The sequence below is a fragment of the Paenibacillus sp. J22R160 genome, assembly GCF_059692135.1.
Map to the genome: position 1 here is coordinate 681614 of NZ_JCAUAU010000002.1, position 16311 is coordinate 697924.

A 16311-nucleotide genomic window follows, 5' to 3' on the forward strand; every position below is an offset into this window, starting at 1 on the left:
CGCGGTGGCAGGGCAATAACAATTTACTTACGCACAGCTTCGAATGCAAATATCTGCTCTGCTTTAGTCGGGGCTTTGTTAGGATCAAAATCAGCAGACACAACCACATCTGTAAAGCCTAAGCTTTCTAAAACAAGCTTAAATTCCTCGACGCCATACCAACGTAACGCATATCGCTGCAATTCGGTTTGGATCAGCGCACCTTTGCGCCACTTTTCATATTTGATATAGGAAACTTTATACTGCTTGAATAAATCCGCTTCGACTTGCTTGCCTTCCATTGTGATGACATCTCCACCCGGTAAGTAGAATGTCGATGCGCCATCCCATTTACCACACTCAAAGTTAGTATCTGGCAGGAAAAGATCAAGCATTAGGCGGCCGCCAGGCTGAAGATGGTCATAGAGGCGCTTCAAGGCTTGAAGTGACTCTTCTCGTTTTTCAATTAACAAAAATGATCCTGCTGGAATAAGGATAGCCTCATATGTATCGGGCAAAGAGAGATCTTGGAGACTTGACTCATATAAATTGGTGGATAAATCACGTTCCAGACAACGCTGCCGACAAGAAGCCAACATATCGGGAGAATAGTCAACCCCATCCACAAGAAGACCTGATTCAAGCAGCGGAACTAGTATACGTCCTGAGCCGACCATCGCTTCAAGAATACGTCCCTTGCAATGTTTCAGTTTGTCCTGGTAATATTCCAAATCACCGTCAATAGATTGACCAATTTTTTTGGTGTGGTTATAGACTTCGGTGCAAAGTTCTCCGTAATAACTAAACGACATAGGCGTTTCCCTCCACGGTTTTCAGCATTTGCTATTGAATCACTCGCGTTCGTTTAAGTTAATTCAATTATAATTACCCTGGTAAAATTTGGTCAAGGTGAAAAACAATTAAAATTAAACTTACCGTTACAGGCAACATGGGTATCACCACCAACCCGAAAAAAACACATACCACCATAATAATCTCCATTGTCTGATTCCATTAACAGCAATAGAGTGAAGCTAACCGAATGATTGTAAGTACTTCCAGACAACGGATAATCATACGTTCGTCTTGCTTCCGTTCTTCGGCAAAGCAGTTGGCTAACATGCTGCTCAGATGGCAAAGAGGGGGGATAACTTTCATTGATTGGCCCGCTGGAATTATGTTTTTGAAGCTATCATAAGGAGGCACTAGGATGCTCACGCAACAAGCTTTGAAGAAAGTTGTAAGCGCTATTCTAACATTTGCTATGATGCTTACGCTTTTGAACCCTTTTGGGTTCTCTGCATCGACGGCGCATGCCGCATCGGGAGAGATGCTAAGCCTTTTTGAAGTCCAAGTCAGCAAGCCGGTAAACGCAGTAGTTGACGTTCCTAATTTAACCATTGGGATCACGTTGCCCTATGGCGCTTCTTACCAAATGCTGAATGTAACGACGAATCCTGGCGTTACTCCAACTGTTTTCAGAAGCGATGAAACAACAGCAATTCCATTTGCAACCAGTGGCATTAATATTGGCGATGCCAAACTGGATCAATTTTCGCAGGGTGGATCATCCTTGTACTATCTGGTGCTAACTGACAAGAATGATAGCAGTAACAGCCGAAAATACACCATTACCGTATCTGTAGAAAAGGAAATTCCGTCATCAATAGCAGACTCTATGGGGCCAAATGACAAATATTCTCCACTGAATATTAAAGCGGGCGAACATTCATGGGACGTGCTTGGCGCTTCCAAAATGGGTTTCGGCAGCACAACAGGCTCGATTGAAGGGCCTGGGAAGGCGTCGTCTTACAGCGGGAAAGATTGGTTTGAGTCGGTTTACGACCGATCTGGTAACTACCCGGCAGCTCAGAGTGTTCCTGACTCTTGGCTGGGAGATAACATGTATCTGCAGACAATCGGCAAAACAGATGTGAATGCGCTTACGAAGTACGGAATTGAAGATAGTGCCGGACTGGACAAGCTTAACACGGACATTTTGCGTTATCATGAATTTTTACCTTTCAAAACGCCAGAAGGGGTCAGCCGGGATGACGGTGACCGAGGTGCGGTCAACAGCGACCGTCAACGGCTCGAGATTAAGAGCAATACCAGCGCGTCGAATATCGATGCCAATAGTGTGGGTGGAGACATTATGACCCATCATTGGAAGCTGATGCTCCCTTCGGAAGCGATAAAGTATCAGCTGGATGCCGCCGAGAAGGAAGCAGGCGATTTTATTGCTCCTCGACGTTTCTTTCACATTTTTCAATTAAAGGCGATTGAAGGGGATGAAGCCGGTCAGCCGGTCACGACTCTTACGCTTGTTTCCGTCAATGGCAAAGGCTATTTGGAATTCAGAAACAATCCAGATGGGCAAGAAGCGCACCGAATCAAGCCGCTGTTCACAATTCCATTGGAACAGGTCGCAGACCGTTGGTTGGATATGGAAGTAACAATTCTAAGTGCCGATAAAGGCTATGTGTATGGCAAGCTTGTTGACGTGGCAACCAATACAGAGCTCTGGAAAGGCGGCATGACGGCGGAAACCTTGAGACGCCCCGAAGTCTTGAACCCGGATACGGGGAAAAAGGAACGAGTTGATCTGCCTGCAGTTCCTGGGCAACAGAATCGTTCCAAATGGGGACTGTACCGAGGCATGTACAACACAGTGAATGAATCGGTTTATGCCGACGAATTTCAGGCTGCAACGATGTACCTGTCCGACATTTACTTAATCAAAAGAGATGCAAGCTCTTATGTGTTCCCTGACGGTTGGGATCCAAACAGCCAGCCTAAGGATATTGAGGCATGGGACAGGATGGCAGTCGTTTCGGCAGCACCAGGAACAGCGTTCGAGAACTTGGGCTTGCCTGCGCAATTGGATGTTACTTTAAGCACGGGCAAGATCGAAAAGGTAAATGTCACGTGGAGTCCGGAGGGTTACAATCCCGATGGCACAGGAAATTACAAAATCAACGGGGAATTTACCGGAATTGGCATTACGAACACGAAGAACATTAAGCCATATGTCGATGTCAATATTTCCGGAATTAAAAACTGGGCCGTCACCCCAAGTGCTGAAATTAAGGTCGTTTCTCAAAGTGGAGGCACTAAGAATAACTTTATCGACGACCAGTCCGATACGGCTTGGCAAGCGAACAGTTCATTGACCAAGACAGAAGGGTATCAATTCTGGGCTGCCGTCAAGCTGGAAAAAAACATTAAAGTTAGCCAGATCCAACTAGAATGGACCAGCAACAGCAAGTTCCTAAAAAATTACCAGCTGTACTATACGAATGATGCTGCGGCCTATAACGAGCTGAAGGAAGGCACCTCCGTCTCGCCAACCTCATCGGCAACCAGGAAGCCGCTCTTAACAGAGCATGGGTCCTCCTGGATTATGATTCCCGGTGCTGGAAAAGCGACGGAGCTAAGCAATAACGAGAAGGCTGATTTGATGCTGAGCGAAACGGTCGATGCGCAATATGTGCTGCTTGTTTCCGATATTACACTCGATAACAATGCCGGCTCAATTAAAAGCAATGTATTTAACATTATCGGTCAGCCGACGACCGGTTCAGTAAATCTGTTGGCGCCATCCCGTTTTACTCCACAAGCAGGCGTGAATCTCAAGGTAAGTTCTGAGCAACCTGACCATCCAGGAGCAGACGCTCTGAAGACGGGCGGCAGCGGATTTTGGCGGAACTCGAGCTCCAACGTGTATAAGGAGAATTATGCGCCATCCTCTTTGGCATTCAGCCTTGACTTGGGATCACCGAAAACAGTGGATAAACTGTATCTTGAAATTCCAAATGCCATTGCTAATATTCAAAAGAATGCTAATCGATTCGAAGTCTACTACTCCAATGATCCACATTCATGGGAAAGCAGCCCAATAGCTTCGGATAGTGCCAGCAACTATGATTGGGAAGGCAACGGCTGGAAGCTGGCCGGAGGAACGGAAACCGAAGGCTTGTGGTCCTTTGTGACCTACAATGGTCAGCAATGGGGCTTCGATACCAAAACGTTCTTATATCCGTTCACGGCGCGGTATGTGATGATCAACACCGTACTAGTTGGTCCGCGTGATCGCCGTACAGATGAGAATATTTCGGCTATGGGGTTATCCGGATTGGCCATCTACGGCAAAGATCCGGTATCCAATGTTGCGGCGCTTACACCATCCAAAGCTGTCTACAGCACATGGGATCAAAGCGAACCGATCAGCACCACGGTAAGCCTTGCCAGCGGTCAGACAATTACGGGAATAACGAATGCTCAAGGCAAAGAGCTTACTTTAAATACGGATTACAAAGTAACAGGCAATAAAGTTACATTTGAATCTTCGTTCCTTGCTAAGCTGCCACTGGGAACGAATGAATTAACTGTCCGTCTCAGTAGCGGCACTCCGTCTATCTTTGCATTGGATGTGACAGCACGCGGTTTTGGAGTGAATAGCAAAACTATCAAGATGAATGCCATTGACGGCGTTTCACCTTATAATGTGCTAGGCGGCGCGATGGGTACCGACGAGCCTGTGGAAGGTGTAACCAAACGAATTCGAGATGCTTATCACGAATATTACGGTGACCGTCCTGAAGCGACGCTAGCGGACAACCATGTTCAGAGCGTCTGGGACAGCACCCTTCAGAAAAACGTGTTCAAAGTCATAGCCCAAGGCAGAGGCCTCAATAATGAGTTCGAGGACAAAGTCCGTGACGGCGAATATGCACACAAGGGTGTTTTTGACTGGGAAAAAGGTTATGTGGTCGGCGGTGCGGCCATCAACGATAGACAAAGGATCGAAATTCGTCCGAGTGAAGATTCGACCAAGGATTTTACGGCTTATGATGGGGATATTGTCTCCTATCAATGGTTGTGGAACATTCCGGATGGTAATCAGTGGAACCAGCCTAACTTCAGGCATATTTTCCAATTGAAAGCCACGAATGCCCAAGCAGCCGATACATTGGCAGGAGGCAATAGTGCCGGTGAGAATGGCGCCTATGTTCTCGCCATGTCGCTTACCGGTAAGGATACCAGGGAGCTTATCGTCAACCATAACCGGTACGACGGCGATAAGACCCTTTTGAGAATCCCGATGAAAGAAATCGGAAGTCATTGGATTAAGGTTGAGCTCAACGCATTAATCTCCGATTCTGGTTGGTTAACGATTAAAATTACGGATACAGTTACTGGGAAGGTTTACACTTTCGACAGCCCGGATGTGTATCAAACTTTTCCTAAACAAGGGGCAGGCGACGGTGTGAAGGACTTGTGGAGAAGACCGGAGAGAAGCGTCAAGGTTGGAAGCTCCAATGTCAACTTTGAGACCGAGTACCCGGCTACTTTCGACCAATATTTGCGTCCGAAGTGGGGCATCTACCGCAATTCTAACGGTACCACCAACTCTGCTTACGATGCCGATCTGCAACTTTCTGACATCACGATTTCCAAACTTGCAACCGGTGTATCTTCTACGAACCTGGCGCTGAATAAAAAAGCGTACAATGTGGGTCCGACGACAGGTGCCAACCCGCTCCAGCTTGCATCCGCTAATGCAAATGTTTACGGTAATGCGAACAAACTGACAAGCGGCGTTCTGGAAGATCCGATGATTTGGAATGTAAACAACGTGACCAACTTAGATCAAATCGGCAATTACTCTTGGCTAGGTACAGAGGGAGCTAGAAAGGGCAACTTTGTGATTGACCTTGGTCAGGCCATGGATTTCAGCCAAATCAGACTGCTTGCCAAATCCAGCAGGCTGAAAGGCGCCACCGTTTCTGTATCCGATGATTTCAGTGATCATTCATCGGCTGCTGAATTGGACGCTTTGGCTTTCAAACAAGTTGATTTTAAAACCCCAGAAGGCTATACCTATGTTTCAGGCAACCTTAGCGGTGGGGATGACACAGTAGATGCCTCCTATGCGTTGAATCTTGGAAAGACTTACCATTCTAGATATATCAAAATTATGGTAGAGAACGCTTCGGGCAGCAACGCAGGCACAGATTTAACTGGACCTCCTCGGCTTACACAGGTTCAAGTCTTCAATGCACCGACGCCTCCACAGAATTTGAAAATCGGAACCAACGGTTCGGCTGCGGTTCTAAAGTGGGATTCTAACGATCGGAGCGAAGGTTTCACGGTTTATAACGGGACAATAGCAGTCGCCGAATTGCCGGCAGGCGCGACAAGTTTTGCGTTACCGACCAATTTGTCCGATACAACTGCGTTCTCGGTAAGGTCGAAGGGAACGGATTCGTATTCCCGGAAACGTATGATTTCGGCTCCAGCCTACCCTGTGCCTTCGGATGTTAATCCTGTCATTGTAGGCATTGCACCAGAGAACATTGTGACCGTAGTAGGGACAGCTCCTGTTATGCCGACAGTGGCGAGTGCTGTATACAGCGACAGCTCGACCCAAAAGCTGCCTGTTGTATGGAATAGCATCGATCCTATCCAATATGCGGCTCCAGGAAATTTTACGGTTGAAGGAACAGTAACTGGCACTGTGTATAAGGCTTTGGCTAACGTTGCCGTTACCTCAGGTACGGTCACTTGGCCGGCTCAATCCCTTCTAACCGTTTCGGAAGTTGGCGAAACAACAGCAACCTTGCGATGGACTGCGGCGCAAGCAGTAAGAGGTGTAAGCGGTTATAAGCTTTACAGCGTAACCGGCAGCACTTACTCTGAAATCGCTACGGTCGGCGATGTCCTTACTTATAGGCTGACGGGTCTGACGGAGGGGAGCAATTACACCTTCACGATTCAAGCCGTAGACAAGGATGGCGTTAGAAGCGTGTATGGACCAGTAGCCAGCTTCCGGACAAACAATGAATCGGATGATGATTCTTCCGAAACTCCTGATTCATCTGGTTCTGGTTCTGGTTCTGGTTCGGGCTCGGCAACAGCAACGCCAACTGATTCCAATGCGAATCCGGGCGTTATCGATCTTGAGAAGGATGCCAAAGTAACGAAAGATACTGCTGCCGATGGAAGTTCGGTATCCAAAGTCGTCGTGGATGCAAAAGCCCTGGAGAAAGCATTGGCCAATCCGCTTGTCCTCATAGATGTGAAGGGCAGCGACTCGGCCATTAAAGTGGAACTATCAGGCAATGCCATTCTCAGTGCGGCGGATAAGCAAAGTAAATTGGTTATTCAATCGAATGGGATTCGATATGAGTTGCCAATAACTCTGTTTGCTAATATTCAGAAGGACTCAACTGTCGTCGTTTCCATTGCGAAAGTAACCGGCAAGGCTGGAGACGATGTGAATGCTGCGGTGAATACCCTGAATGCGAAGCAAGTGATTACGAACCCGATTGAATTTACGATCACAGTTAACGGTTCAGAAATCACAGACTTCAGCGGAGCCTACGTCGATCGTACGATTACCTTGGGCCAAGTGACGATTAACCCTGACACTCTTAGCGCCGTATGGGTTGATTCGAACAAGCAGCTTCATTTTGTTCCGGCTGTCCTAACAACAAAGGACGGTTCCACGGAAATAACGATCCGTTCGCCTCACAACAGCGTTTATACCGTCATCCAATCGGAGAAGTCGTTCAGTGATTTGCAAGGGCATTGGGCCAAAACAGACATTGAGCTGCTCGCAAATAAATGGATTCTTAACGGTATGACCGATGGGGAATTTGTACCGGAAGCTAAAGTGACACGTGCCGAGTTTGCGGCCATGCTGGTTCGTTCACTTGGCTTAGTGGAAACAAAAGTTAACGTGTTTCAAGACGTTCAATCCACCGATTGGTTTGCTGGAGCCGTAGGCTCAGCCTCAAAAGCTGGATTGATCGATGGCTATGTAGACGGTACCTTCCAACCTAACGCAATCATTACTCGCGAGCAAATGGTTGCGATGGTGATACGGGCCATGAAAGTCGGCGGCAAGGAAGTTCAGGCCGACATCGCGGTATTGAACAAGTTCACGGACCGGACGGAAATCGCGGATTGGTCGAAAGAGGCCATTTCGCAGGCTTTGAAAGCCGGACTCATCCAAGGAATGTCCGATACAGTCTTCGCGTCTAAGGAGACTGCTACTCGTGCACAAGCTGCTGTAATTCTGAAGCGTGTGCTGCAGTTCCTGGAATTTATCAACTGATGTTCTCATGATTGTCTAACAAACAACCGCCCTCGGATTCTCGAGGGCGGTTGTTTTGATTCTTTTACATTAGATGTCCTTCATAGAAACGAATAGTTAACAAGTTAAAAACAACTGAACTAACGTTGGAAAGAACTATTTTCTACGCTACTAAGAAAGGACATGTTTAGACTATGACATAAGTTGACATACTTAAGACCTATAATAGGCTGTAGATCAACGAAAGGAGTTAACGAATCATGAACCGTAGAATCATATTAGATTTAGCCGTTACTCTAGATGGTTTTATTGAAGGGAATAATGGGGAAGTTGACTGGTGCGTGATGGACGCTGAGATGGGTTTTATCCTGTTCTTAAATCAAATTGATACCATTCTATATGGAAGAAAAAGCTATGATTTATGGGGCCAATATACGCCTGATTTTGATAATGAAGAGTCTGAAAATGAAATTTGGGATTTAGTTCATAGGAAGGAGAAGTATGTGTTTTCAAGAACACAAAGAGGGACTGATGATAAAGCTATATTCATCAATGATCATATTCTTAAAGAAGTAAATAAATTAAAGAATAAGCCAGGTAAAGACATTTGGCTATATGGCGGAGCAAGTCTTATTACAACATTTATCAATCTAGGACTTGTTGATGAGTTTAGATTATCTGTGCATCCTGTTGTATTGGGAGAAGGAAAACCGTTGTTTACGGATATTAAACAGAGGTTGAATTTGAAATTGGTTAATACCAGAACATTCTCCTCTGGTGTTGTACAAGTCATCTATCGTCTGAATAGGTAAGAAGGAAAGAAGAACCAACCGGTTAACCGGTTGGTTCTTTATTGTCTACACCTTTCGTTGAAGCTAGAATTGACTTATTTACGAGCAAGAAGCTTAACGTTATCTGCTGCATTGAATATCGAGCGCTGTTTCCCTTCATAAATAACGGCGGACTGCGCCGGAATCGCATCGTTATCTACCTTCACTTCATGTTCGGAGAAGTTGGCAATGACCTTGATATTGTCGCCGTACTGCTCGCTTTGAACAAGCCTGTCGTCTGTCAATACAGTGAATTTGCTCATTTTTTGAGAGACAGCTTGCTGATGGAGAGGGGACCAGACCTTTAAATAATGAAGGATACTGCTTTTTCTTGCTCCCAGGTTAAGCGGTTCAAATGATACAAAGGAGGCACATTGTACAAAAGTCCATAGAGCATTTTATCCGCTTCTTCACCCTTAATCTTTTATGTACCCCATTCCCAATGATTTGTCGTAATAATGGAGTCATTATAAACAAGTTTGTATAAAGGTAAGGAGTACACGGGGTCATTTTGTTCGCAAGCCGTTTGATCCGCGTATTCTACTGTTGCGTGCTCAAAAGCTGCTGCAGCTTGGTGCGAAAATGACGTTTGGCGATCTAACCGTCGATCTTGATGCCCAGAAAGTATATCGGGATGGCAACGACGTTCAAGCGACACATAAGGAATTTGAATTAATGAAGTACTTGGCACTTAACAAGGGACAAATTATCACCCGCAAAATGCTGCTCGATCAAGTGTGGGGACTGGACTACTACGGTGAAGAGAGGACGGTTGACACTCACGTTCGAAGGCTCCGTGAGAAGATAGGCGAGAGGCGGATCAAGACGTATCGCGGTATGGGCTAGCGAGTCTATTAGCAATTCATCAGAGACCATCCAAATCATGAATTTGTTCAATATGTATATATGGCTTGGCATGCTTTTGCTGCTTATCGTGCTTTCTGCGCTTTATACAGCTCGTATTGTCAAGCCGCTCGGTAAGCTGAATGAGACAGCCGAAGCGATCTCTCATTTATCTTTCACCAAAGTGGACATACAAACAGGGGACGAGATAGAGTCGCTCGCACGGAGTATTAATCGGATGAGCGACAATTTGGAAGAGGCGCATAAATCGCTAGAAGCGAAGAACGCAAATCTTCAAACATTTATTGCCGATATTTCACATGAGTTGAAAACACCGCTCTCGCTCATCCGAGACTATGCAAGCGGCATTCAGGACGGCTTGGACGACGGTACATATGCCAATGTCATTCAACAGCAGAGCAATGCCATGTCCGTCCTGATCGATCGTTTGCTTGAACTGTCACGACTTCAAGAGGAGATGTATCGTTTTGAAATGCCCAATTTTAAGCAGCTGCTTGACGAGACGATTGGAGCTTATCATTCTCCCTACCATCAATGTGGCTTAGAACTTGAGGCTGACATCCAACTGCCTGCCGAAACATGGGTGATGTCGGATCGGTCAAAGCTGGAATCCGTTCTTCATAATTGGCTTACGAATGCAATGAAGTACACAAGTGGTGTGAGAGTTAACGTTACATCAGAAATCAAAGGGGATACTGTATTTTTCGAGATAGCTAATTCAACGGATTTAGGTGAGGAGAGGCCTTGGGACCTTGTGTGGGAACCGTTCTATGTCATGGAAAGCTCTCGGAGCAAGAAATTCAGCGGTACCGGTCTAGGCCTATCCATTTCACGAACGATTCTACAAAAACACAACGCGTAATTCGGACTCGAGGTTCGAGATGGAGTCGTCGCTTTTCATTTTCAGATTCCATTATTTATAAAGATAGACAAATAAACTAATACCCTCTTTTTTGATTTTATAGTGCTTAAAAGGGGTTTCTTTTATAAGCGTTTCAAAATCATCTTCTGAGTAAGCACCTTGTTTTAGGAAAGTTTTAAATGCAAATTTCACAAAATGCTTGTCAAATCCTTTCATACCTGTCTCACGAATTTCATTGTTAATATCCTGAGAACTCGCATCATTATTCATGTCGATGATCAGGGATGTTCCACCATCTTTGAGCACACGGTGCATTTCACACAGGGCCTTTACGGGATCCTTGAAGTTCTTGAAAGCAGCACTGCAAATAATAAAATCAAAAAAGTTATCTTCGCAAGGCAAATGATCGGCGTTACCTTCTTTAAAATCAACGGTCACCTGTGCCTCATCTGCATTATTGTTCTCAATTTTCACAAAGTCAGGGCTTATCTCGACGCCTGTAACGTGAAACCCTTTCTTAGCGAGTTCAATCGATAAATAACCCGGCCCAGGTGCAACTTCCAACACATTCGCGGGTATGCGAACGAACGAGGCAACTTCATTCGCATACTTTTGCATTTGCGTCATTCGGCTTTTACGAGAATTTTTATCATACCATTTTGCCGTTAAGCCATATATGCCAACGTCCTTGTTCTTCCGCATGCTTTTCATCATACAAAGCTCTCCTTATAAATGAAATCGATTCCTTCTATATCTTATGATTTCATTATAGGAGAACGAGCTGCACGTCTGAACCATCCGGCGGATGAGATGCATCTCCGTCTTCAGACGGATCCGTCGTCAAATTACATGTAGCAAAGGCCTATTTCCTACATAGAATGTGATAAAACTATGTTATGAGAGGGGCTTTTCCTATGCAACCTTACTTCTATAGACAGTGTCCTGCGGATCATCATCTTCATACACTTCAACCGGGTGACACGCTATATCACCTTGCGCAAGTCTATCACGTTTCCGTGACATTTATTCTCCAAGCAAACCCAGGTATCGATCCGTACAATCTTAGAGTTGGTCAGCAATTATGTATTCCATCTTATACGTCTCCTTCAAACAATAACTTTATGGAAACGATCCAGGCCATGCAGAACGATATTAATATGTTAAAAGCAGAGAGCCAGGCTCAACAAACGCATGAATCGAACTTTGCGGCATCTCAGAAAACAACACGTGTGCTGAAAGTCACGGCTCAGGAGTTGCAATTCGACGCTGTTCCAGTATCATTCCCAGGTAATTATACAGGGCATTATACGATGGGAGGCAGCTATCCATACTATTTAGATGCAGCAATGGGAGGTAAGCGCGGCATAACAGCGAAAGATAATTTTGGCGTGTGGCATACGTTCGTATTTCAAGAGGGGTCGCAATGATTCCAATGTATTCTTATTTCGGCCATGAGACACGATGCCGTCTGCAGCCGTTAACTTTTCCGCCACAACATCAGGACATACAACCTGGTTTAGAGTATGTAATGAATCCAACTCCGATATCCGATAACCCACATTACAAAGGAAGCGGCAAGTTGGCCGGCAAAGTTGCCATCATTACGGGAGGCGACAGTGGTATTGGCCGCGCGGTAGCGATCGGCTTTGCAAAAGAAGGTGCAGATGTGGCCATTGTCTACTTGTATGAGAAAGAAGATGCGATTGCAACTAAGCAAATGGTCGAGAATTACGGTGGTCAATGTCTATTAATCGAATGTGATTTAAGGCAGCCGCTGACATCTAAAACGGTAGTCAAACAGACCTTAGAGCATTATGGAAGACTGGACACGCTAGTTCTGAATCAAGGCGTTCAATTCCCGCAGGAAAGCATTATGGATATTTCGGATGAACAACTGGAAGACACATACCGTACAAATATTTTCCCGCATTTTTATATGACGAAAGCCGCGCTTCCTTACTTGCAACCAGGAAGTGCGATCATCTCTACTGCTTCTGTTACAGCGTATGCTGGAGCACCTTTACTTGTGGATTATTCCTCAACCAAAGGAGCTATTGTATCCTTTACAAGATCGTTATCTCTCCAGCTAGTGACTAAAGGAATTCGAGTAAACGCCGTAGCTCCAGGTCCTATCTGGACACCGCTCATCGTTTCTAGTTACTCTGCTGAATATGTGAAAACATTTGGCATGGAAACACCGATGAAACGAGCTGGTCAGCCTTTTGAGCTTGCACCGACTTACATTTATTTGGCTTCAGACGATTCGTCCTTTGTTACGGGTCAGGTTCTCCATGTCAATGGTGGCATTATGACTGAAACATGATATTGTCAAATATTTAGCCGCGTTTATCGCGGCTTTTTATTTACATGCGTACGCTTATACAAAACTAGTATTGCCGCTGATATAAGGATCATCCCCATAAAAGCAGGTGCAGCATGGCCAAGTGCTACATAAATTTGACCTCCAATGATAGGTCCAATCATTCTTGCTAATGCCTGAATAGACTGGCTGCCGCCTTGAATCCTTCCTTGTTCACTAGAATCGACAGATTTGGAGAGCATCCCATTGAAGGAAGGCCCAAAGATCGAATCACCAAAACCAAATATAAACATTCCAGCGATAAAAAGAGGATAGAATGAGAACAAAGCAGATAGCGCAATAAGACAGTAGCCTATTATCTCCGAAACCATTCCAAGAATTGCTATCTGTACATCACTAAGTTTTATCAAAAGCTTTGGCATAATCAAGCCTTGTGAAACGATGTCTTGGAGGCCCATGATTGAAAACATAAGTCCGATTAGCGCAGGCTTCCAACTGAAAGTATCCATTGTAAATTGAGAAAAAACGGCCTGTAAAGAACCATTAGGAACCCAAAGTAAGAAAGCTGAGATAAGTAGCCTTTTTAAGCTTTTCATGGAAAGCAGGCTTGCGAGCTGTGTAAATGGATTAAGTCTTACAAAGGTAATCTCTTTCAGTCTATTATTCTTACTAAGGCTCTCAGGCATATATAAGATTCCAAAAACAACATTCAATAAAGTTATCATTGCTCCGAAATACATGGGTGCAGAATTACCAAACTTGGCTAGTAATCCGCCGAGAGTTGGGCCAATTACGGTGCCTGCACCTACAAGAGCACTAACCCATCCAAAATATTTGGTTCTTTGTTCTGGAGGAATGATGTCTGTAAAGTAGGCGAATATAGTGCTTATGCTCCCGCCTGTTATACCTTCGATTATGCGCCCAACAAATAGAATCCAGAGAGCTCCTCCTATGCCAAAAACGAAGTATCCGATTGCGGATCCCAAAAGGCATAGTAACAGCAATGGACGTCGACCAAACTTGTCGCTCAAAGCTCCAAGTGCGGGTGCTGCCAAAAACACGCAGACGGCATAAACAGAGGTCAGCAGCGTAACCATTATAGCTTGTTCTGCCGGATTGCTCGTATAAGGCTGGACTAAGAATGGGACGACAGGTGTAATGATACTGAAGCCTACTCCGCAAAGAAACACAGACATTAGACCGAACAGCAAGGCCTTTTTATCTACGGTTTGCTCTGTGTTCTGTCCTTTGTGTGATCTAAATAGGGACACGTTAAAACTCCTCTCAATAAATTTTTGATTCCTTGGAAACAAATTAACACCATTTTGTTTCCTTGTCAACAAAAAGTGAGGATAAAAAAGACAGCCTGCTCTTCATAGAGCCAGGCTGTCTGTGGTTTCATTTTCAATGTCAAATTTATTCCGACTTCCTATCTACATCCATTTTCTTTATTTCTGTATCTAAATGCCTGCTATACGTATCCAAGAAACGAAGCATACTGTCAAATTGTTCCTCGGTAACCTGTTCAAATACGGCTTTATCCCGCTCCTGAAACTCTTTGTGCAGCTCCTCATGGACTTTATCAATTACTTTCCCTTGCTCAGTAAGCCTAAAATAGATTTCTTTCTTGTTATCCGGCTTCTGGTAGCTTTCGATAAAGCCTCTTTCTATGAGCTTCTTAGTTATTTTACTTATGGCACTTCTAGTCATATAAAAGGACTCCGCAAGTATAGTCACGTTGGAATCTACATTTCTTCCAATGTATTCGATACAGTGTACTTCAGAAGGTTTAAAACCCTTAAGACTTTCTTCCATCTTAAACTTATTAAGCCAAACCATTTTGTTAAATACGTTCCTGAATCCCATTATGACCTGATCTTCTTTGTTCATGGCCTGTCCTCCCGCCGGTTGGTGCAATAACAATATTATAGTAAACTTTTGTTTCTATTCATAGCAAAGTGACAGAAACGGGAAACGGTGTCATGGCCGCAACCTTCGGCCTGACCTATAGTCTAATTATGTGAATGGAAAATAACTGGAAGAGGTGTTACTCCCTATTGCCAGACCCAATTAGATGTTCTGAATCAGAATTTTAGGAGGGCTAAAAATGTCTGTTACAAATCATACATTCTGCAAACTCATTCCATCTAAAGTGAACATGAATTATCAACTATTTCTGCCGCGTGATTACGGGCTAAATCAAGATTCAAAATACCCCTTAATCCTGTTTTTGCATGGTATTAAAAAACGTGGTGAAGAGATTAGTTTGTTAGATAACTATGGGCTTACTTGGATAGCTGAACGCCAAACGGATTTCCCATTTATTGTGGTTACTCCACAGTGTCCGACAGACTCTAATTGGGTACGAGAATACCATTCCGTCATGGCTCTGATTGATGAAATCCTAATGAGTTATTCCATAGATACTGAGAGATTGTACTTAACTGGATTTAGTATGGGTGGCAACGGAACATGGGAATTTGCTTCAAGGTCACCTGAACTATTTTCAGCGATAGTGCCAATTTCAGGGTGGTTTGAGCCCGATCAGGCTAGTCATCTAAAGAATGTGCCCATTTGGGCATTTCATTGTGTGGACGATGATGTTGTGCGAGTATCAGGGACAATCGAGATGGTTAGATCAATAACAGATATGGACGGAAATATCAGAGCCACATACTACTCCGAACTAGGTCACAGCCACAAAGTAATGGAAGAGACATATAACAATCAAGAATTGTATGCCTGGCTATTGAGACACCAAAGAACGATTGGAGGCGCAGAGCAATGACATTATTCAATAAAACACTAGAAAGTGAACGCTTACTACTGAGAAAATTATCATTAAAAGATGCGGTTGATATTAACGAATATGCGTCCGATGTACAAGTTTCAAAATTCACGACATGGGAAAGTCATAAAAGCATTGATGATACAAACACATTTTTAAATATGGTTTTACAGAAATATGAGAACGATCAGCCAAGTGACTGGGGGATAGTATTAAAGGATACTAACAAAGTAGTTGGTACATGCGGGTGGGTGTACATAAATGAACTTCATCATCGTGCGGAAATCGGCTATGCCTTATCACAAAATTATTGGAATCAAGGTTTAATTACAGAAGCAGTTCGTACAATTCTGACATTTGGTTTTAATGAGTTGAGATTAAATAGAATTGAAGCAAGATGTATAGCTGAAAACGCTGGTTCTGAGAGAGTCATGCAGAAGGTTGGCATGCACTACGAAGGCTTGATTCGGGAGCAAATGTTTGTAAAAGGAAAATATGTTAGCGTTAAATTATACGCCATCCTAAGAAGTGACAGTTTACAGAGCTCATCGGTCGGGAGGAAATAGA

General features: G+C 44.4%; 13 protein-coding genes and 1 pseudogene. 8 read left to right on the forward strand and 6 right to left on the reverse strand.

Features of this window, described 5'->3' with window-relative positions; all coding sequences use genetic code 11:
• Window positions 1-23: 23 nt before the first annotated feature.
• Window positions 24-791, reverse strand: coding sequence for a class I SAM-dependent methyltransferase (locus AC58UW_RS06715; RefSeq protein WP_497419900.1), 768 nt, complete (start codon window positions 789-791; stop codon window positions 24-26).
• A gap of 398 nt (window positions 792-1189) precedes the next feature.
• Between AC58UW_RS06715 and AC58UW_RS06720 the strand changes: the two genes are divergently transcribed.
• On the forward strand, window positions 1190-8101 hold the full coding sequence (locus tag AC58UW_RS06720; protein ID WP_497419901.1) for an S-layer homology domain-containing protein: 6912 nt from the start codon (window positions 1190-1192) through the stop codon (window positions 8099-8101).
• A gap of 239 nt (window positions 8102-8340) precedes the next feature.
• Window positions 8341-8892, forward strand: a complete 552-nt coding sequence (locus AC58UW_RS06725; protein ID WP_497419902.1) for a dihydrofolate reductase family protein — start codon at window positions 8341-8343, stop codon at window positions 8890-8892.
• A 74-nt stretch (window positions 8893-8966) separates the two neighbouring features.
• On the opposite strand, the gene AC58UW_RS06730 is transcribed toward AC58UW_RS06725, so the two are convergent.
• Window positions 8967-9173 (reverse strand): hypothetical protein, encoded by a 207-nt coding sequence (locus AC58UW_RS06730; protein WP_497420013.1) that lies wholly within the window; start codon window positions 9171-9173, stop codon window positions 8967-8969.
• A gap of 15 nt (window positions 9174-9188) precedes the next feature.
• Window positions 9189-9568 (reverse strand): annotated as a pseudogene (locus AC58UW_RS06735) (glycoside hydrolase); the annotation flags it as partial.
• On the opposite strand from AC58UW_RS06735, the gene AC58UW_RS06740 reads away from it, so the two are divergent.
• Together AC58UW_RS06740 and AC58UW_RS06745 are read left to right on the forward strand one after the other, a co-directional pair.
• Window positions 9457-9756, forward strand: a complete 300-nt coding sequence (locus AC58UW_RS06740; protein WP_497419903.1) for a winged helix-turn-helix domain-containing protein — start codon at window positions 9457-9459, stop codon at window positions 9754-9756. The pseudogene AC58UW_RS06735 and the gene AC58UW_RS06740 overlap by 112 nt on opposite strands.
• Before the next feature lie 37 nt (window positions 9757-9793).
• On the forward strand, window positions 9794-10636 hold the full coding sequence (locus tag AC58UW_RS06745) for a sensor histidine kinase (RefSeq protein WP_497419904.1): 843 nt from the start codon (window positions 9794-9796) through the stop codon (window positions 10634-10636).
• A 51-nt stretch (window positions 10637-10687) separates the two neighbouring features.
• Here the strand turns inward: AC58UW_RS06745 and AC58UW_RS06750 are convergent, their stop codons facing one another.
• A complete protein-coding gene (locus AC58UW_RS06750; RefSeq protein ID WP_497419905.1) occupies window positions 10688-11350 on the reverse strand; it encodes a class I SAM-dependent methyltransferase in 663 nt (220 codons plus the stop codon).
• A 200-nt stretch (window positions 11351-11550) separates the two neighbouring features.
• Between AC58UW_RS06750 and AC58UW_RS06755 the strand changes: the two genes are divergently transcribed.
• Together AC58UW_RS06755 and AC58UW_RS06760 are read left to right on the forward strand one after the other, a co-directional pair.
• Window positions 11551-12063, forward strand: coding sequence for a LysM peptidoglycan-binding domain-containing protein (locus AC58UW_RS06755; protein ID WP_497419906.1), 513 nt, complete (start codon window positions 11551-11553; stop codon window positions 12061-12063).
• A complete protein-coding gene (locus AC58UW_RS06760) occupies window positions 12060-12959 on the forward strand; it encodes an SDR family oxidoreductase (protein WP_497419907.1) in 900 nt (299 codons plus the stop codon). The genes AC58UW_RS06755 and AC58UW_RS06760 overlap by 4 nt, the downstream gene beginning before the upstream one ends.
• Window positions 12960-12982: 23 nt before the next feature.
• Here AC58UW_RS06760 and AC58UW_RS06765 read toward each other — a convergent pair whose 3' ends face one another.
• Together AC58UW_RS06765 and AC58UW_RS06770 are read right to left on the reverse strand one after the other, a co-directional pair.
• The gene (locus AC58UW_RS06765; protein WP_497419908.1) at window positions 12983-14227 is read right to left on the reverse strand and encodes an MFS transporter; all 1245 of its coding nucleotides are present in this window, start codon (window positions 14225-14227) and stop codon (window positions 12983-12985) included.
• 145 nt (window positions 14228-14372) lie between these two features.
• The gene (locus tag AC58UW_RS06770; protein WP_497419909.1) at window positions 14373-14846 is read right to left on the reverse strand and encodes a MarR family transcriptional regulator; all 474 of its coding nucleotides are present in this window, start codon (window positions 14844-14846) and stop codon (window positions 14373-14375) included.
• Window positions 14847-15063: 217 nt separating this feature from the next.
• Between AC58UW_RS06770 and AC58UW_RS06775 the strand changes: the two genes are divergently transcribed.
• Both AC58UW_RS06775 and AC58UW_RS06780 read left to right on the forward strand, forming a co-directional pair.
• Window positions 15064-15744: a carboxylesterase family protein gene (locus AC58UW_RS06775; RefSeq protein ID WP_497419910.1), complete on the forward strand. Its 681-nt coding sequence runs from the start codon at window positions 15064-15066 to the stop codon at window positions 15742-15744.
• Entirely contained in the window at window positions 15741-16310 is a 570-nt protein-coding gene (locus AC58UW_RS06780) for a GNAT family N-acetyltransferase (protein ID WP_497419911.1), read from the forward strand. The genes AC58UW_RS06775 and AC58UW_RS06780 overlap by 4 nt, the downstream gene beginning before the upstream one ends.
• The last annotated feature ends 1 nt before the right edge of the window (window position 16311 follow it).